This is a genomic window from Paenibacillus sp. GP183 (assembly GCF_900104695.1).
GTDB lineage: Bacteria > Bacillota > Bacilli > Paenibacillales > NBRC-103111 > Paenibacillus_AI.
The window spans coordinates 1,751,899-1,770,833 of sequence record NZ_FNSW01000001.1; the positions used below are offsets into that span (position 1 = coordinate 1,751,899).

The 18,935-nt window shown below is 45.5% G+C and carries 16 protein-coding genes; 4 read left to right on the forward strand and 12 right to left on the reverse strand.

Going from position 1 to position 18,935, the window contains the following annotated elements; all coding sequences use genetic code 11:
* Positions 1 to 21: 21 nt before the first annotated feature.
* From BLV33_RS08745 to BLV33_RS29255, 3 genes are all read right to left on the reverse strand, one after another.
* Complete coding sequence (locus tag BLV33_RS08745) at positions 22 to 231, reverse strand: helix-turn-helix domain-containing protein (RefSeq protein ID WP_090790177.1); 210 nt, start codon at positions 229 to 231, stop codon at positions 22 to 24.
* 163 nt (positions 232 to 394) lie between these two features.
* On the reverse strand, positions 395 to 685 hold the full coding sequence (locus BLV33_RS08750) for a hypothetical protein (RefSeq protein ID WP_090790179.1): 291 nt from the start codon (positions 683 to 685) through the stop codon (positions 395 to 397).
* Between the two features lie 100 nt (positions 686 to 785).
* Positions 786 to 947 carry a hypothetical protein gene (locus tag BLV33_RS29255; RefSeq protein WP_171909067.1) on the reverse strand — a complete coding sequence of 54 codons (162 nt, stop codon included), beginning with the start codon at positions 945 to 947 and terminating at the stop codon, positions 786 to 788.
* A 193-nt stretch (positions 948 to 1,140) separates the two neighbouring features.
* On the opposite strand from BLV33_RS29255, the gene BLV33_RS08755 reads away from it, so the two are divergent.
* The 3 genes from BLV33_RS08755 to BLV33_RS08765 all read left to right on the forward strand — a co-directional run bounded on the left by BLV33_RS08755 (position 1,141) and on the right by BLV33_RS08765 (position 3,877).
* Complete coding sequence (locus tag BLV33_RS08755; RefSeq protein WP_090790181.1) at positions 1,141 to 1,524, forward strand: helix-turn-helix domain-containing protein; 384 nt, start codon at positions 1,141 to 1,143, stop codon at positions 1,522 to 1,524.
* Positions 1,525 to 1,640: 116 nt separating this feature from the next.
* Entirely contained in the window at positions 1,641 to 2,489 is an 849-nt protein-coding gene (locus BLV33_RS08760; protein ID WP_090790183.1) for a sugar phosphate isomerase/epimerase family protein, read from the forward strand.
* 26 nt (positions 2,490 to 2,515) lie between these two features.
* Positions 2,516 to 3,877 (forward strand): RsmB/NOP family class I SAM-dependent RNA methyltransferase, encoded by a 1,362-nt coding sequence (locus BLV33_RS08765; protein WP_290439048.1) that lies wholly within the window; start codon positions 2,516 to 2,518, stop codon positions 3,875 to 3,877.
* On the opposite strand, the gene BLV33_RS08770 is transcribed toward BLV33_RS08765, so the two are convergent.
* The 6 genes from BLV33_RS08770 to BLV33_RS08795 all read right to left on the reverse strand — a co-directional run bounded on the left by BLV33_RS08770 (position 3,847) and on the right by BLV33_RS08795 (position 15,864).
* Positions 3,847 to 4,134: a hypothetical protein gene (locus BLV33_RS08770; protein WP_253187006.1), complete on the reverse strand. Its 288-nt coding sequence runs from the start codon at positions 4,132 to 4,134 to the stop codon at positions 3,847 to 3,849. The two genes, BLV33_RS08765 and BLV33_RS08770, sit on opposite strands and share 31 nt — an antisense overlap.
* A 130-nt stretch (positions 4,135 to 4,264) precedes the next feature.
* A complete protein-coding gene (locus BLV33_RS08775; protein ID WP_090790185.1) occupies positions 4,265 to 5,263 on the reverse strand; it encodes a hypothetical protein in 999 nt (332 codons plus the stop codon).
* Between the two features lie 301 nt (positions 5,264 to 5,564).
* Positions 5,565 to 11,753, reverse strand: a complete 6,189-nt coding sequence (locus BLV33_RS08780; RefSeq protein ID WP_139305712.1) for a glycoside hydrolase family 78 protein — start codon at positions 11,751 to 11,753, stop codon at positions 5,565 to 5,567.
* A gap of 579 nt (positions 11,754 to 12,332) precedes the next feature.
* Entirely contained in the window at positions 12,333 to 13,463 is a 1,131-nt protein-coding gene (locus tag BLV33_RS08785; protein WP_171909068.1) for an S-layer homology domain-containing protein, read from the reverse strand.
* Between the two features lie 135 nt (positions 13,464 to 13,598).
* Entirely contained in the window at positions 13,599 to 14,351 is a 753-nt protein-coding gene (locus BLV33_RS08790; protein ID WP_090790191.1) for a pseudouridine synthase, read from the reverse strand.
* A 4-nt stretch (positions 14,352 to 14,355) separates the two neighbouring features.
* A complete protein-coding gene (locus BLV33_RS08795; protein ID WP_090790193.1) occupies positions 14,356 to 15,864 on the reverse strand; it encodes an RsmF rRNA methyltransferase first C-terminal domain-containing protein in 1,509 nt (502 codons plus the stop codon).
* Positions 15,865 to 16,003: 139 nt separating this feature from the next.
* Here BLV33_RS08795 and BLV33_RS08800 point away from each other — a divergent pair, with 139 nt between their 5' ends.
* Positions 16,004 to 16,513, forward strand: a complete 510-nt coding sequence (locus BLV33_RS08800; protein ID WP_090790195.1) for a thioredoxin family protein — start codon at positions 16,004 to 16,006, stop codon at positions 16,511 to 16,513.
* Here the strand turns inward: BLV33_RS08800 and BLV33_RS08805 are convergent, their stop codons facing one another.
* Genes BLV33_RS08805 through BLV33_RS08815 form a run of 3 tightly spaced genes read right to left on the reverse strand, consistent with a single transcriptional unit; the run spans position 16,514 to position 18,866 of the window.
* Positions 16,514 to 16,948, reverse strand: a complete 435-nt coding sequence (locus BLV33_RS08805; protein WP_253187007.1) for a DUF309 domain-containing protein — start codon at positions 16,946 to 16,948, stop codon at positions 16,514 to 16,516.
* Positions 16,941 to 17,744 (reverse strand): GTP diphosphokinase, encoded by an 804-nt coding sequence (locus BLV33_RS08810; RefSeq protein WP_090790197.1) that lies wholly within the window; start codon positions 17,742 to 17,744, stop codon positions 16,941 to 16,943. Before BLV33_RS08810 ends, BLV33_RS08805 begins: the two co-directional genes overlap by 8 nt.
* Before the next feature lie 24 nt (positions 17,745 to 17,768).
* Complete coding sequence (locus BLV33_RS08815; protein WP_090790199.1) at positions 17,769 to 18,866, reverse strand: quinone-dependent dihydroorotate dehydrogenase; 1,098 nt, start codon at positions 18,864 to 18,866, stop codon at positions 17,769 to 17,771.
* Positions 18,867 to 18,935 lie beyond the last annotated feature (69 nt).

Genomic DNA, 18,935 nt, shown 5'->3' on the forward strand with positions numbered 1-18,935 from the left:
CGATTCTCATCCCTCTTGCTGTTAACGCTCGAAATGGAACAATTCCTCCATTTCCTTGCCGAGCAGATCGCTCAGCTTCCTGGCGGTGCCTGGACCCACAGGCTTCACAGACCGCTCAAGCAGGCTGATAAAGGAATGACTCAGACCTGAATGCTTAGCCAATTCTCGCTGCGAGTAGCCTTTGATTATTCTTGCTCGAATGAACACATCGGATCTCGCCACGATTCTCATCTAAACCCCGCCCTTGTTCTCATACTGTTCCCCTTAAACTATTATATCATTTTATTTTACTACCGCAACTATTTTTGTTTACTTTAGTTTCTGTAAAAAGTCCCTGACATTGCTTGGTTAAGCAGCGTCAGGGACATCTGGATGAACTGATATGTATCATGTATCATTCTTCGGTAAACTGAATCTCATTAAAATCCGTAATCAGCACCCAATCATGCTGTATCGTTGATCCGGTTGATGCAACCAGCTGCTGAAAAGGCGTGTCCGTAAAACCAACTCTATTGTCCCTTTTCTTCCAATGCTCATAAACTTCTTTTGTTATTTCAAACGGCAGCAGCGGCTTAAGTGTCCGTTTGCTATGCACTACAATAAAACGGTCTCCATCTCTTGCGACAACTGCATTCTTATAAATCATGTGCAATTGCTGCTCTTTGGATATTTGAAATACGCTCATATGTTCCCCTCCTCTGATATCAATTATATCGATTGAAGCGAATAAAGCAAATAAATGAACAATAGACACCTAACGTTGCAGGTGCCTTCATGGGATGAAGCTAATCTTCCTTCTTTTCATTATCCCCATCAAAGGTGTGCTGAATCTTATCGACCATTTCTTCCACTGCTTCACTGATTACATCCGTAGGTGCTTTGGATTCTTCAGGAAGAGTCGGAATTGTGTTCGGAGTAGCGTTCTTAAAATATTTATCTTCCTGCATATCTCTGACCTCCTTTTTTTTCTAGAATCATCATGGTCATAAACAGACCCTACTAATCATTTAACCCAATGAACCCAATGTTTAAACATTTGCAAGAAGGAATTCTAAACCTTTGATTGTCATCACTATTGTAAACTGATAATATAACATTGTTAACTAATGTTTACTTTTTATGACGTGAGGGAGAATTACTATGTATTTTTACGATAAATTGAGGGACTTGCGCAAGCTCAAAGGCTTCACGATTCGCGAATTGGCAGATCGTTCGGGTGTTTCGGCTGCTTACATATCACAGCTTGAGAATGGCAATCGCGGGATTCCATCGCCTGAGGTGCTGATGAAATTTTCCGAGGGCCTCAATGTGTCCTACTCAGAGCTGATGGAAATTGCCGGTTATTTGGAGTCGCAGGGAGTGCAGTGTGAAGTACAGAGCAATCCGGTTAACCTGCGAAGATTTCTCCGCGAAAATAATTTGATGTTCGACGGAATTGTGCTGACCGACGATGACAAGGAATGGGTAGAGCGCATGCTCACCACTTTATTCTGGAAGGAAAGGCACAAACAAGAGGAAGCCTAGGTGATAAGCTCACAAGGGCTTCTTTTTTTGTCAGTGTCTGTTGTCCATGCCGCATCTTTATTTTATGATGGAAGAAGTTAGGTTATCGAAAAAAAGGGCAAAGGCGGGATTATATTATGATCAAGGGAATAACAAGAGCAGGGATCGGCCAGGCTGGAGATTTCGAAAATTTGGTGAAGCTGGCGGCAGAATATGGATTTGGAGCGGTTGATGCAAGCGGAGCTGAGCTGGAAGGTCTTATTGCGAAATTCGGAAAAGAGGGGGCCATTGCTTTTCTAAGCGAGAAGAAGGTTGTCATAGGAACCATGGGATTACCTGTGGAATGGAGACAAACCGAGGAAAAATTTCGCAGTGATTTAAGCCGATTTGCCCTGCATGCGGAAGTAGCATCAGCTCTGGGCTGTAAAACTTGCTGTACCTATGTTCTCCCTTCTACGGATCACAATGCCGCACATTTTATGGTACTAGCGACTCGCAGATTGCGTGTATGTGCCCAGATTCTTGATGCTTATGGCATGAAGCTGGGGGTTGAATTTGTCGGACCGCACCATCTCCGAACTGCATGGAAGCACCCATTTATCTGGGATCTGGACAGCACACTCGACTGGATAGATACGATCGGTCAGCGGAATGTAGGACTCCTCTTCGATGCTTATCATTGGTATACGAATGAACATACTATTGAAGATATTTTAAAGCTTTCGGCAGCGGAGATTGTCCACGTTCACATCAATGATGCACGGGATATTCCCGTTTCCGAGGTTTTGGATAATGATCGCCTTTTCCCCGGTGAAGGCGTCATTGATCTTGGCGGTTTTCTTCGCGCCCTGAAGCAAATCGGCTATAAGGGTGTGGTCGCCCAAGAAATTTTAACGAATAATCCGCCTTCTGATTCCGTAGAAAAACTGCTCGAGCGCTCAAAAAATGCTTTTGATCGCGTTTACCGTTCAGCAGGACTGGAGTAACCCTATAAAGGAGTTTGGTCATCACTGTGAAGCTGCCCGCAGATTACATTGAGCGCATGCGCTTACTTTTAGGTGAAGATTCGGAGAAATTTCTTTCAAGCTATGAAGCTGCAAGAACACATGGGCTTAGATTCAACATGGGGAAAATAAATGCGGGTTGTTCAGCAGCTGAAGAAATCATTGAACAGTTTGGTTTGGAGCCTATTCCATGGTGTGAACCCGGCTATTATTATGACGAAAGCGCTCGTCCCGGCAAACACCCCTATCATGCTGCAGGACTTTACTATATTCAAGAACCGTCAGCGATGTCAGTCGTTGAACTGCTTGATCCTAAACCTGGAGATGTTGTTCTTGACCTCGCTGCCGCTCCTGGAGGCAAATCCACTCATATCGCCGACAAGCTTCAGGGGGAAGGCTTATTAATTGCCAATGAAATCCATCTGGCCCGAGCGAAAATTTTATCGGAAAATATCGAACGCATGGGCATCGCCAATTGTGTAGTTATGAATGCTTCACCTGACCGGCTTGCGGAACGATTTCCAGGCTTTTTTGACAAAATCATGCTGGATGCGCCATGCTCCGGTGAAGGCATGATTCGTAAAGATCCGAACGCGGCGGCGGAATGGTCAGTGGATCTTGTGAGGAAGTGCGCTACTAGGCAAATGGATATTTTACCGGATGCTGTCCGCATGTTGAAGCCCGGGGGTATCCTGGCCTATTCAACATGCACCTTCAATCGCGAGGAAAACGAAGACACCATTCAAGCTTTGATAGAGCGATTTCCAGAGCTGGAGTTGCTTCAGACCGAGCGAATCTGGCCTCATTTGCATAAAGGTGAAGGACATTTCGCTGCCATATTAAAGAAAAATGCTGAGTATACAGAGGATTTGCGCGAGAAAATTAAACCGGGCCAGAAATCGGATAAAACAAATAAACTTATGTCGGAAGCCATAAGCCTGTTCGAAGATTTTCAAAAGCAAGTCCTTCCCGGTTTCCGGCTTGGACCTGGTGAGCCGCTTTTATTTGGCAATCAACTTTATCATTTGCCGTATGCCGCGGGCTGTTCATTTGGAGATCAGACCTTGCAAAGCCTCAAGGTGGTGCGACCGGGACTACATCTGGGTGAAGTGAAGAAAACCCGATTTATACCGGCACATTCACTGGCTTTGGCAGTAAATAAGAGATCGGCGAAACCATCTCACACCTACTCCCTTGCTGCCGATTCCAGAGAAATCTTGGCCTACTTACACGGTGAAGCCTTGATTACCAAGAGGTCTGTCCAAGGGTGGGTTATCGTCCTTATCGAAGATCACCCTGTAGGCTGGGGCAAAGAAAGTGAAGGTCAACTCAAAAACCATTACCCCAAAGGACTGCGTTGGCTTTTTTGAGATCCCTTCAATCGGCCGTGAATATCCTGCATCCGTTCGTTCTCACTGCGTAAATCCACTTCAATCATGGCCGTCAATCGCTCGATTTGATCAACCACCGAATCCGGGAGTTCTACCTCCTCCAAGGATTTTACAATATACAATAAACATTGCAGGGTCTCATCCATGAGGCCTCTTTTTTTGCCCTCAATCACCACTTCAGACAAAAAAATGAGATGATTCAACTCTTTCTGCGTAAATTTCACTTGTTCGTTCATCCCCTTTCCCCAATTATCCAACATTTTCTTGGTATAGGAAAGAAATTTTATTGTAAAAAATCGAAAGAAGGCAAGAACTCCTAATGGTGAGAGTTCATGCCTTCTTTGTGGGGGGATTCGAACTTATTTGTCAGTGAAGCTGCTCTGTTTCAAACAAGATCTCATCAATGAGCTGATTCTGATGCAGCATCGACAAGTTTACTGAATCGAATTCCTTTTCTTTGTCCAACTCCTCAAGAAGTAGTGCAGCTATGAGCTCTCGATCATCCGAGCTTCCCGGCTCCCTGAAATCGATAAATCCCGTGATTTGGCGCTGGCTGATATCCATGGTTGCCGTTCCCATCGGGAGTCTGCCTTCGGATGGCTTATAAATTTCATAGGTCAGAGCGTCATCGTCATCCCTGGCCAGAACGATGGTATAGTCACTGTGATCCGCCTTTCCTTCGGCATGGGGAACATCCATCTCTGCCTCATAAAGGTCATTGTGCAGTAAATCAAAAGTCTCTATCACTTGTCCGTCAAAAGTCATAGTCAAAAAGTAAGAATCAATCTCATCTTCGTTAAAATCCGCAACAATCAGCTCCGCAGCTTGCTCCATTTCCTCATCCAGCGGATAAGATTTCCATTCGACCTTACCGGTCACATCCGTTCCAACCATATGAATGTCAGCTTCTGCGACTAACTCCATCTCCGGATCGAAGATGTGATATTCAATTGCATTTCTTTTTTCGGAAATAGTGACTAATTCATATCCTAAATCATGCTCATTCTCCTCAGGTTCCAAATCCGCATATAGGGAGTCTTCTTCTTTCCCATCCGGAGACGCTTCTATGGCGGCTTGTTCATCCGTTACAATCAAAAGTTCATAGGGGCTGTAAGTCACGAAGACTTCACAAGTTTTCACTTGCAAAGCGCTGACCAGCAGCTGCACATAATTTTGTAAAAAAGCGATCGTTTCACGTTTAGCAGATTCTGACAGCGAGTGCTCTTCCAATTGGATGGAGCCGCTTAATCGATCCGATTCTCTGTACACCAAGGTTAACGTACCGACAAATTCATTATCAAGCACAATATCACAAACTTCACCGCCTGCCGTTTTCAGATCAGGTCTTAGCATCAAACCGGTCATCCGTCAATCGCCTCCTTGGCATATAATTCAAGTGGTAGAATGTCCAAAATTCGCCCAAATTATTAACCCTTGAGGCTAATATCCATACGGCTATTCATCTAGGAACATAATTTGTAGGAACCCGACAAATGCTTCACATTGTCGGAATCAAACCGCCAAGGGGAGGGATTCCATTGTCTGCGTGCTGTTCGTTTTATTAGTTATCATTACGCGTTCTATATTTGTGTATTAGCTCATTACACCCAAGACTAAGGGAAATTATACGAAGGGATGTCCTCGGACATCCCCTTTCTCATATGTATTACCTGACTCGATGCACCCCGAAGGATTGATTCACATTTCCGATGATATTTATCGGGATATTCTCTGTTTTCACGGTCCCGTTTGTATATCGAATTTCAAAATGAATCGTTTGGAGGCCTTCGGGCAACCCGTCTGTCATGGATTGAAGCACCGGATCAAACAATTCTCCATGAAACAGATTGGGATCGCTTGTAGACTGCAATATTTCAGTTATGAATATGTCATTGCCAGCTAATCCAGTTGTATCTATCCAAGTTTTTGCTTCCGCTACAGGAGCTAAAGCGCTTCGCGTTTCAACGATAAAGATTTCACCGGAGTAAAAATCTCTGGGTCTGAGTGTAGTCTGGTGACCTTTGTTTTGATGATGCTCTAACCATTGTTGCGTATAGGCAACTTCAGATTGGATCGTCAATGGCAGCACAGTGACTGTTTTCGTTATACTAGCCGTGGCTTTTCCATCAGATACATCCAAGGTGACAACATAATTGCCTGCCATATTTAACAATTGGCTAAATTGGCTTTGAACAATCCCAAATGTGGACTGATCCGGTCGATGAACAATCCAGGAAAAAGTCAATGCATCCCCATCCGGATCCGTGGATTTATTGACAAAAGAAGCTGTATCCCCTTCATATAGGGGCTTAGGACTCCAATCAAAATCCGCAATAGGCGCCCGATTCAGGTACATCCAGGTTTGAGCCGAATAGCTGGACCAAACATATCCATCATAGACTCTTACCCAGACTCTTAGCTTCTGTCCTGAAGGAAGGTTGCTCGTGACTGTCCAGCTGCCAGTACCTGTTGATGTGTTCTGAGCTACTTGTCCGGAATCCAAAATCATGAGATTATTCGCTTCATTAGTAATCTGGATGTGAAAGGCTTTGAATATCGTCCCAGCATCCAGATCGGTTTGACTCCATTGCAGCGTCGGACGAAGCGAGTTAAAGATGGTCGGAGCTACTTGTGTACCAATTGGTATGGTCATCGTGGCCGTTGGCGGCCGGTTCGTGATTAGCCATCCGATGTTGGACCAATTGGATTGCATAGTTTTATCTGAAACTCTGACTTTGACTTGATACAAAGTGCCTGGATTAAGATCCATCGTCACGGTCCAACTTGCGCTGCTATTAGGCGCTGCATTCTGCGACATTGCCCCGCTGCTAATCACAAGGTTGCCGATTGAATCCGAAATCTGCACCTCATAGCCGGTTAGATTGTACCCGTTCGGATCGAACTGATTCCAGGTGATCGTCGGCCTCATAGTTCCTATCATTGTCGGATTCGCCTGTGTTCCTGTTGGGAACGTCAACGTTGATGTCGGCTTTTGGAGCGGTGGGCCTTGTCCCAATGTTACCGGATAGTAAGCCGGATTAGACTTCGCTCCGTATTCATCGATAGACTGTACGTAGAACGTGTATGTCCCCGGTATCGGTGGCGATCCGAGCTTGTCGCTCACATTAGTTCCATTCGGATCTACATAGCCCCAAATCCGAGAAATAACGCCGTGATTCTGACAGTAATTATAACCTGTTGTATCGGGTGGCGAACAATTTCCGTTACTCGAATCATAGCGATCCGGATCATAATCGTTGATGTTATGATTGAGCGTTCCGTCTTTATTTTGCGTCACCGAGTAGGAAATAACGATTGGCCTCCGGTGAACTATTATCGTACTTTTGAATGGATTCGACCATTTTCGGTAATTATCGAACAGCACGCTCGGCCAGCGGTAGAAAGGATTAGGATCATCCTCTGCTCTCAAAGTGATGTTGTAAACACCAACCTTATCAAGCTTTGTCTGTGGGGTTGTCAAATCAGTATTGTTGTAAATCGAATAGCCACCATTGTTCAAGAATTTGGGGGTGTGCGCTATGTGCCATTGGAAGGTTCCAGCCATCGGGTCATTTTCAGGGTCAGTAAAGGTAAGTCCGTTATATTGTACGCTTGCTCCTGCTGCTGGATCATCCAAGATAGCGTACCCTGTCAGCCATTGATTGCTGGACACATTTATCTGACTACTCATGCCAGTGAAACTTACGAAAGATTTAACTGTAAATGGTCCAATCTTACCTTTCGTAAATGTGCTGTCTTGAACTCCGATGAAAATTGGAACACCGTCCATGTAAACGTTGAACATATCCCCGCTCATCGTGATTTTGAAACCGTACTCGGTGTTATCGTAAAACGGCCAAGTAATACTTTTAATTACCAATCTAGCTCCACCCACGTACTTGCTAAGGAAAAGCGTCGTTCCATCCGTCTCTACCGCGTAACGATTCTTCGGATCAACCATTCGGAAGCTAAAACCTGCAAAACTGGTATCCTCGGTCGCGTGACGCATGTTCATTTTGAATAGGATGTCTGTGTTATCGTAGTCGGTTGGCGAAACGAATTGCCCGAGCTTAAAGCCCTTGTAAGCAACCGTGTTGTTCACCGTGCCAACATCGAGGAACATCCACTTGTCATATGTCGGATAGCCTTGAGAATAGCCCATTCCGCTACTAGCGGTAGCACCACTGTAGACGGAAAGGAACATGCCATCGCCAACATATTGACCAAAATTAATGTTAGTTGCCGTTTGCTCATTGTAGTTATAATTACTAAAATTCTTATATACCTTTTGTGAAGAATGCCAATTGAACATATCACACGTTCCACTTGCACTTACCGAACACCAACCGCCAGCCGTTGAGCCGTCAGCGTTGATGTGGAAAGGGCTATAAGCGAAGTTTTTTGACCATTCTTGAATTTTAGGGCCGCCCCACTTCGCCCCGGTGTTTAGATCGACTGTCTCATAAAATTCGTTTAAGCCTGTATAGTAGCTGCCGTTTATATAATAAGTCTGGAACGTACGGGTATATGCTACCCCGGCAGTCGAGTTGATTACGAGTATCGGATCGTTTTCTTCGGGTTCATTGTATGGACCGAGTGATCCATACGAAATCTTGTCGCCAGCCATTCTCCCTAAATTGGTATAACCATTAAAATCAGCGTTAATTTTGATCAGATAGTTACCAGTCGGAGATTCCGGGTTGTCATACTGATTAAGTGAATAGTAACTGCCAGAATGATTCACCGTGCCTGTACACGCTAACGATGCATAAGTGTACATATTCCCTTTGTCGTCCTTCCAAAACTTCGTTGTACCGTTTTGCGTAGGGGACCATCCGCAGTTGTACCATTCGGCAGGATCAGTCATTTGTTGCCCGTAGTAGTTCTTCCATTTCCGAGAATAGGTGCCTCCCTGCCCCGGAATGTCTAAACTTCCCGTTTTCACAAGCGTACCCGTACGATCATATTCCGCATACTTAATTGACGGGGCCTTGTTTTGCACGACAATTAAATGATCATTTTGAGTGAAAAATTTGAAACCAGCATAAGAATCATACGTCAATGCTGTGTCAGTTCGATTGAGCATGTCAGTCCTGCCGATCAAGGCTCCCGTGTACGCATCATATGTCCATACACCAAGAGAAGTCTTTTCCGATCCGCAACCTGAACTGGTTTGAGGGTTATCATTACTATCAGTGTAATTGTACGTGAAGCAATAATCCGGTATTAAATAGTTGTACAAGACGTAGATCACGTCACCTGCAACCTCTTGCCCTATCGCTGCACTACCAGTTGTCATAGCCGCTTTGGTCGATGACGCCTCATTGTACCGTTTATTCCAGTAATATCTTCCAGCATAGTAGTCCGCATTTGTATAATACGGAACGATCTTGTCCGGAGCTGCTGGTAAGTCAGGCATTTTATAGCTATATCCATAGCCATTGTAATAGCTATCACCAAGTTTAATAGCAAAATCATAAGGATTTACACCATTGCTCCATTTATGTTCCATGATACCGGTACAGTATCCATATTGTGAACATGTGGTTTTATCGGGCGCAGCGTAAGTTGGGACACGGCTTTTGTTATAAGCCCATAGATAGTTGGAAGAATCAAAGTACAGGTACTTCTTATTCGTCCGGAACATACTCCCGAATTGAGTAGGCTGCAGCTTATCATAAGCTGCTGTCGGATTGGTGACAGGATTACCATTGATGTCTACCGGAATCAGGATTGGCTGAGATCGGGTTGAGTCTTGGCTTGCCATCGCTTTATACGGCGTAATGTTATCTGGACCATGACCCGCATCTCCGATTGCTCCTAAAAATGCGTAACTCTGCGAAGGATTCCCCGGCCCGCCCCAATGAACCTTTGAGAAGGTTTCTTGCTGCTCCATCCCTTTCCCTAGCCCAGCTACAATTTTATTACCTTCTAAGCTCCAATTTGACTTAGACACCGCTTGAAGGCTATTAACGTCGTATAGATTCCATTTGTCTAGGATGGTACTTGCACCCATGATGATAGGAGGATTAATTCCAGGTTGGTTATTTTCACCTTCTATCGTAAAGGAAACTGTCGGCGCATTGTTTATAACATCGTACGTTAGCTCCGTTAAGGGTTGTGTAGTAGAAGCATAAGCTTGTTTTCCATAATCTTCAGTCACAAGAACATCAAACATATATTTCCCTACAAGGTTTCCCTTAAAAACTAACTTATTGTTATCATAGGAAATTACTTTTACGTCCATTGCACTTATGTTTACCCAAGGATCATCGCTGAAGCCATTATTATTGCTGTCGTACTTATATCGCCATTTAACAGATACAATTTGATCGTTATCCGGGGAGTACGATAGGTTCTTAATCGTTACATTCTGTCCACGAATACCGAGTGGCGGCACTTGTAGCTTGCCAACAGGCGGAAAATCTGGAGTAACTGTTATGCTGCATGAAGAAGCCTGGGAAACGAAGGCACCCGTTTCTGGATTAGTATAATCACTCACTAATCCAGTATTATCGTAAACTCGGTTAAGCGTTACAGTAGTCGAAATGTTGGACAATGTTCCGTTGTAGTAAGAACCTAACTTATTGGTCCACTCATCTCTAGTATGATCGATAGCGGAACCTCTAGGGGAATAACTCTTATCCGCATTAATATCGGTCGCACCCAAAGGTCTGTACTCTTTAACAAGTGCAGGACAACTTACAATTGGAACCGGATTAGGCATGACAACATCGATTGTAGCTGTAAGACTTGAACTAGCACCAAACTGGTCAGCTGCAACAGCTTTTACTGTGTGACTGCCTAACTTTGTCGCTTTAAGATTTTGGAATGCTTCATTGTGCACATCTAATCCGTAATTGCTCGGCAGTCCTTTGACCCAAGTGCTATTACTGGCGTCAAACTGCCATGTGTAATAAATGGAATCACCATCAGGGTCATATGGAGTCTTAGGAGTAACGGTGTTATCATGTATGACTCGCAAGTTGAGATAATCGTTCAGAACGGCTTGATAAATGGGTACATATCCTTGCGCGTCACCCTGATGAAACCAACCTATATCGAATACTGGAGGCCGGTCGTTAATTGGAGCAGATACGTCTAAATTGTGGGATGTTATAAAATTCGTCGATGCACAATCAGCAACAACATTTATGTAAATAGTGTTGCTGCCTACCGCTAAGTTAGTAGGGTAGTTAGCATAACTGAACACACTGTCTGCCGTTCGACTCGTCACGAGCGGTGAATCCCAGAAATACCCACTTGCAGAAAACCTATACTGATGATACTTATATGTACAACCAGCCGGAATACTAAATGGTAGAGGGTGTAGCGTAAAAGAATCCCGGAATTTAATAGCCGAAGGATTAACAGTAAAATCGCCTGTTATAACGATCGGCGGCGTTGGGGTTGGTGTTGATGTTGGTGAGGTAACTGGGTCATAGTAAACATCAATAGTTGGAAAAGGTCCGGTGTATTTATAGGTTATTCCTTTCCACGCAATATCCACCGCCATAAAGTACTTACGACCTTCAGCATTCCCAACTAACCCAGGCGTTCCCATGGCAACATTTCCAATAATTGAATACCCAAAAGGTGAGCCAGTCTGGTATACCTGATTATTGAAAACCATTGACACAGCTACGAATTGTTTGCTGTTTATAGTGCCTGACTGTATTACTTGGCAAGTTGGCTGAGTTAAAATGTCAGAGCATTTGGTAGCTACAGGATCTAAGTCTATCCCCGATATGGCTGAGGATGGTACAATAGTGCCAGAAGCATCTTTAAAGCTATTAGCATCCGGTACTATTGAATGATCGTCTGCAACACCACCATTATTACTAGGCTCGTACAAAGCACCACCCGATCCTCCTGTAGATGCAAATGTTGGCATCGAAGCATTTGTGCCACTAGTGACATCATACGCAACACTCGGAAACGGTCCAGGACAATCAGATACCCCACCTGAAATACAACCCCCAGAAAATTCATACTTATGGCCAGTATCCTGAGTATTCCATTTGTCGCCTGCACTATTACGCCAAATAACATGCAGAAATGGATGTTTGTTTTCTGTGTAGCTAACAGGTGTGGGCGTGCCATTAATTCCAGACCACTTAACAGTTTCAGTTGCGGTGTCCAACGTTATAGCTCCAGAACTAGGTGGGCCAGTAACCACAATTTTGGATACTTTGAAACCTGCTTTATTCACTGGCATATTCACGTATGGTAAGCCCTGCGTTGAAAAGTAACCAGTTGGCGGAACTAAGGTCTTTGGATCTATAACTTGAGCGCTTGCAGACTGTAACTGCAATATAAGCGGTACAATTATTATAAGGCTGACAATAATAGCGATCACGGAAATCCTTTTCCTATTTTTCATATGACACCCTTTTGCTGTAGTGTGGTTGTGCAAACCATCTACCCCAATAAACTATTGCGCTTTGGCAAACTCAACGGATACTCTGTTATACTTATTAATTAAATAAACCTTACCGAAATTGCGTATATCTCCTTTTTTAGCATACGTCACAATCCAACCTGAATTTGAAAACACCTTGTTCAAGTTTTCATCCTTTGGCCATCCGAATGGTGCGTCCTTGACCAAGAAAAATATACCATCATACGGTGAACCAATCCCCAATGATAAACCAAGAGTAAACCAATTACTTTCTTGTGCTATTTTGTTATCCACAGTTATGTGGTAAACAAAAATATAGCTGTCATCAAGAGACTCGTGCAGACTAGTCTTAACCTTCAATAGTTCCCAGAAAGGGTCTGACTTATCATCACCATCAACAACGTGAACCTTATTAAATGTTGCAGTGACACCGCTTTGTACATCTATGGTTGCTGGAAGCTGTATAAGCTTATAACCACTACCAACAATGGTTTCGAAATTAGTGCCATGGAAAGCAATTTCAGCATTACTTACAGCAAGCTTATCCACTCCCAGCTTGCCTCCCCCATTTATCGTTAAGATCCGCTCGATGATCGTAACCGATTGGGCGCGAGTTGTAGACTTATCAGGAGCAAGCTCTCCATTGGACAACCCTTGAATAAGGCCCGCTTTAGCAGCATTGTACATGAGCAATTTATCCTCGATCTGAGCGGCTTTGTCTTGGAGTTTGGCGTCTGTGGATCTAACTGATATCCGTGCCATTTCGAGTCGGGTTATGGGTTGATTGATTTCTCCCAAAGAAAAATCCGACTCCCTCAAGATCCCCTTTGCTTCAGCAGCCTCCACATAAGGCTTGTACCATTCCATTCCCCCTGCAACATTATTCAAAGGAAACTTCATAGCTGTTACCGCCATTTTCAAAAACTCAGCGCGGCTTACATTCAACTCAGGACGAAACGTTCCATCCTCATAGCCATCTACATAATCTTTATCTACTGCTTTCATAATGCTTTCTTTTGCCCAATGTGCCGCGATATCAGTTAACTGCACCTTCGGTTTAACATTCGGCGTGGATTCCATTGCGGAAGCTTCTGAGGTTGACGATTTACAACCAATGGAGTGAGCAAAAATGAAAATGCAGATGACAACTAATAATTTTTTCAAGGGGGTCACTCCTATTAATGAATTGGTCATTTTTACCATTAAAAAACCGCCCTTATATCGCTTTTGACAACGATACAGGGCGGTTCTTCCGCACAATGCTTGCTTTTCTTTTATAAATTAACATAAACTAGCAAATTATTCAATATCTATCATGAAATTTTGCAGGGAATTCAACTCAGTCTCGGTCAATTCTCTAACCGCACCAAGGGCCAGAGCTGGATCAAGCTGGAGAGGTCCCATTGATATTCGCTTCAAATAAACAACTTGCTGCCCAACCGCTTGCAGCATTCTTTTTACCTGATGAAATTTTCCTTCCATTATGGTCAACTCGATTACGGACAGCTTACCCTCAGAAGCATTCCCTGCCTCCATCACGACAAGCTTGGCTGGCAGAGTCACATATCCATCTTCCAATGTAACCCCTTGCTTAAAGGCTTCAATCACAGATTCGCCCACTTCCCATTCTACCTTGGCGAAATAGGTTTTGGGAACATGCTTGCGCGGTGACAGCAGGTTATGTGCCAGCTTGCCATCATTCGTCAGCAACAAAAGTCCCTCTGTATCCTTATCCAAGCGACCCACCGGGAATACATCAAAAGGCTGATAGATTGGGTCCAAAAGATCAACAACCGTTCGATCCCGGTTATCTTCCGTAGCTGAAACTACTCCCTGTGGCTTGTTCATCATCAAGTAGACAAATTCCCGATAATGAACGGTGTCGCCGTCCACGGTTATTTGATCTTTATTCGGATCTACTTGGATGCCGCTGTCCTTGACCTTTTGACCGTTTACCAAAATAACGCCGGCTTTGGTGAGCCGTCTCAGCTCGGAACGAGTTCCGTAGCCCATGTGCGCCAGAATTTTATCGAGACGCTGCGTGGTTTTCATTGATTCAGGTCCACCTCCAACCAGGCGGGTACTCGTTTTTGAGCATGCCCTCGTGCCATTTGCCCCAGCCGACGGAAAACCCGTCGACGCACACGAGGCAGTACCCCTTCAACGCGATCCCAGGTTCATCGCGCCTAACTTCCTCGGGCGAGACCTCCAGCGTCTCGCCCTTCAAATAACGGATGACGCGCGCATCCGTCACAGCCAAGTTCACCACGCGCCGCGCGTCCTCCATCCGGAGGCCCATCGCCAGCGCGTGTGAAGGCTCAAAGCGGCCGCGGTGCAGCGCGCCCAGGTACCACCCGGGCCGCACGATCTTCACGCCGCTCAGCTCGGGCAGCCCCTCCGGCGCCGCATACGCGTGCTCGCCGAAGCAAACGAGCCGCCCGGCGGCTTCGGGCACCACGCCGCTGCGCAGCAGCTCGCGCCCGAACGCCTGCAGCGGCTCCAGGCTCACGCCCGCGCTAGGCACCGCCGCGCGGGTCCAACCCTTCCGCAACGGTGCGCCTTCGCGCCCGCTGAGCGCAGCCCCAACCGCCGCGTTCTCCGTCGCGGCGAAACCCTGCCGCCGCAGCACGGCGGCAAAGTGGCCCTCGCCCTTCAGGCGATGGGGCCACAGCCGCGCCGTGCCGGCGACAGCTGCGATGGCGCGCGCCGAGTAAGCGCCATCGCCCCAAGGCGCCCTCAGCCAGTCCGGGCGCCCCGGGCTAAAGTCCGCATAGCCTCGGACGTCCACAACATCAAAATCGACGTGTTCATCCAAAAACGCGGCGATATGCACTTCATTCTCCTCCGGCGAGAACGTACACGTCGAATAAACCATCGTGCCGCCCGGAGCCAGCATGCTGGCCGCTTGTTCAAGCAGTTCGCGCTGCATCCTTGAATATTCTAGGACAGCTGCCGGCTTCCACTGCGAGATCATATCGTCTTCCTTGCGAAACATCCCTTCACCCGAGCAGGGGGCATCAATCAGAATTTTATCGAAATAGGCAGCAAAAGGCTTCATCAATCGTTCTGGCTTTTCATTCAGGACAACTGAATTACGGATACCGAAGAGCTCAAGATTTTTGACGAGTGCCTTGACCCTGTCCGAGTGGATGTCATTCACAGCCAACATGCCCGTACCTTGAAGCTTTGCAGCGATTTGTGTAGATTTTCCTCCAGGAGCGGCACATAGATCGAGCACCCGATCCCCGGGTTTCACATCCAGAAGTTCGACAGGCGCCATCGCGCTGGGTTCTTGGATATAATAAAGGCCAGCATGATAATAAGGATGCTTTCCCGGACGCTCCCCCTCTTCATAATAATAGCCTTCATTCGACCATGAGACCTTGCTAAGCGTTAAAGGTGACTTTTCAAAAAAAGCATCTCCACTTAACTTGAGCGTATTCACTCTTAGGCCATAGGCTCTTGGCTGCTCGTAGCTTTCAGCAAAAGCTGCATATTCGCTGCCCAGTAATTCCTTCATTTTTTCAACAAATACCGCAGGCAGCTTACTGGTGCTCAAGTTCATCTTTCCTTTTCCGGTTTTCTCGCTAGCTATCGGTATTATAGCCGACTTGTTATCAAACAGCCAATCTTTTTAAGATGCAAGGCAGGATTTGCGCATCATTTCCTAGAAGAAATGAACACAATATAAAACGAGGTGAAATATGAAGAAGCTGCTCGTTTATTTATCCATAGTCGTTGTTTTATTTGGTGCCATATATGTAATGAACAATCAGTCCAAAAAAACCGACGATCAGAAGTACGCAGCGAATCCATACGGCGTTCCTGCCTCCAAACTGAATCCGGCCACCATACCGCTTTTAAGCGATCCCAATTACCAAAACGTTATTCTCCCCAAGGAGCTTGATCAAAAGCTTGCAAAAAAGCTAAGCTTTTTCGTCTACTATTTTAAATCGGATTGCCCGCACTGCAAAGTAACGACTCCGGTCATTGTTCCCATTCAAAAAGAAGTCGGTGTCGATGTAAAGCAGTTAAATCTCTTGGAATATAATGAAGGATGGCAGAAATATAACATCCAGGCAACACCGACTCTAATCTACTACAAAAATGGTGTAGAGGCTGATCGCCTCACTGGCGGGATTCCCGAGACGGCAGGCGGAGCTGGCAATAAACCCGAGTTGTTCAAGCAATTTTTTCAAAAATATAAAAGTTAACTACGATTCCTTATCATGGGCTGCGGGCGGGTTCAGCTTCAATTGCTCCACCAAATGTACAAGTTGTTCGTCTTGAATCACAATATGGAGATCATAAGGCTCGAACGGACTTTGCTCAAATTGGCTTAGCTGCTCCACGTACAGACGACTGTCCTGAACCAGCTTCGCCAGATCAATCCCCAGAGCTTCAGGGGGATAATGCGACAGCTTATCCAGCGCCGCTGTAAAAAGCTTGATCGAACCGCTCACATTGCCGTTAAAATGATGATAAAGGCCTACTGCAACCTGCAGCAGACCTTGATATAAATGATTTCGCCCTTCCTCCATCCAAAGCTCTTCCATCACTTCATGGCATTCAAAGTAATCTCGGGCTTCGTTAAAATAATACAGAAACTCCACATATAAACGGTCATAAGTAAGCATAGGCTTAAGCATGTTCCCCTTTTTTGGCTCTCACAATCGCCGTTTCAAGATCTTGGATGAGTTCAGTCAACGCCCTTACGTCGTCCTTTTCCCAAATCTCATTAAAGCGCAGCTGGAACTGTGCCGCTTCCCGGAAACGATGGAAAAAATAAAGCTCCTGAATGTAATTGAGCACTTTGTTTACTAGATTGGAGTTATCCTCAAACAGCTTTTGAGCTTCCATAATCTCATCACGGATACTGGACATTTCCTGATCCAATAAATAAGCAGCTTCAGCCGCTTTACTGAGCCTCGTCCTCACTTCATCGGGTAAGGTTTCCTTATATTTATAGTTCAAAGAATGCTCGATCGTTGCCCAGAAATTCATAGCCAATGTACGGATCTGGATCTCGGCGAGAACATGCTTCATGCCAAGTGCCGTTTGCACAGGATACTCGATAATCAAGTGATAGCTGCGATAGCCGCTTTCTTTTTTGTTTTCGATATAGTCCTTTTCATAGACGACTTTCATATCCTGTCTGGCATGTATCAATTCAGCCAGCCACTGAATATCCTCGACAAACTGGCACATGATTCGGATACCCGCTATGTCTTCGATCCCGGTTTCCAGTTGGTCAACAGGAACATTCAGTCTCTTAGCTTTGTCCAGTATGCTTGAGATTTTCTTTACCCGGCCTGTTACGAATTCTATGGGTGAATATTCTTCGCGGCTTTTCAGCTCACCTCGCAGCGTTTTGAACTTCACCTTCAATTCCTCTATGGTCTGCTCATAGGGAAGGAGAAACTTTTTCCAATCGCGTCCATCCATCTGACTTCCTCCATTTCAACCCAATCACCGATGATCGGCTCCAATTGCTTCCGATATATGGGTAAATCCATCCTTTTTCAATAATGTCTTCAGCCCTTGACTCAGTCTGCCAAGCAGCTCCGGACCCTCATAAATTAGCGCAGAGTAGACCTCAATCAGACTCGCTCCCGCTCGCAATTTGTCATACGCATCCTGTGCCGAGAAAATGCCGCCTGATCCTATGATCGGCAGCTTCCCTTCCGTTAATTGATACACACGCCTGATGACTTCTGTCGAACGCCGGGTTAACGGTTTGCCGCTAAGCCCGCCTGTTTGTTCTTTATTCGGATGCTGCAGCCCTTCCCTGCCTAAGGTCGTATTGGTCGCAATGATCCCGGAAACACCGCTGTCCATGATCGAGCGAACCGTCTGTTCCAGTTCGTCATCCGTAAGGTCGGGGGCAATCTTGACCAACACCGGTTTACCTGAATGTCGATGCTTTTCCTTCTGTTGCTCCATCTCATCCTTGACGGCATCCAGAAGCCTGTTTAAATCATTCCCATGCTGCAGATTACGCAAATCCGGCGTATTTGGTGAACTGATATTCACGACAAAGAAATCACCCAATTCGTAAAGCCCGCGAAGACAATTGCGGTAATCGTCCTCTGCAGATTCATTCGGAGTCGTTTTATTTTTCCCAATGTTGATCGCGATGGGGATGTCCCGGCGTTTCATTCTTCGCAAGTTTTGTGCCATCGCTTCAATACCTATATTATTAAAGCCCATTCGATTGATTAAAGCCCCATCCTCAGGAAGGCGAAAAAGCCTAGGCTGCTCATTACCCTGCTGCGGCTTAGGTGTAATCGTTCCAACCTCCATAAAGCCAAAACCAAGCTGTGAGAAACCCTCAACTGCATAAGCATTCTTATCCAGACCCGCTGCAAGTCCAATTGGATTGGCAAATTCAATCCCCCAAAGTGTCTGTGCCAAAGCAGGTGAATAAGGTACTCCGTAAAGCGAGTTCAGCAGTTTTTTGCCCCCTGGTAAAGCTACAGCCATATGAAGGCCGTTAATAGTAAGATGATGCGCCTTTTCCGGATCCATGGAAAATAGTATCGGCTTACCCAGCTTTTTGTACAGCATTCTCATGCACTCCGTTCTCTAAATGACTCTAAGAGTCAGTTTATCCGAGTCCGTGAAAATATGCAATCA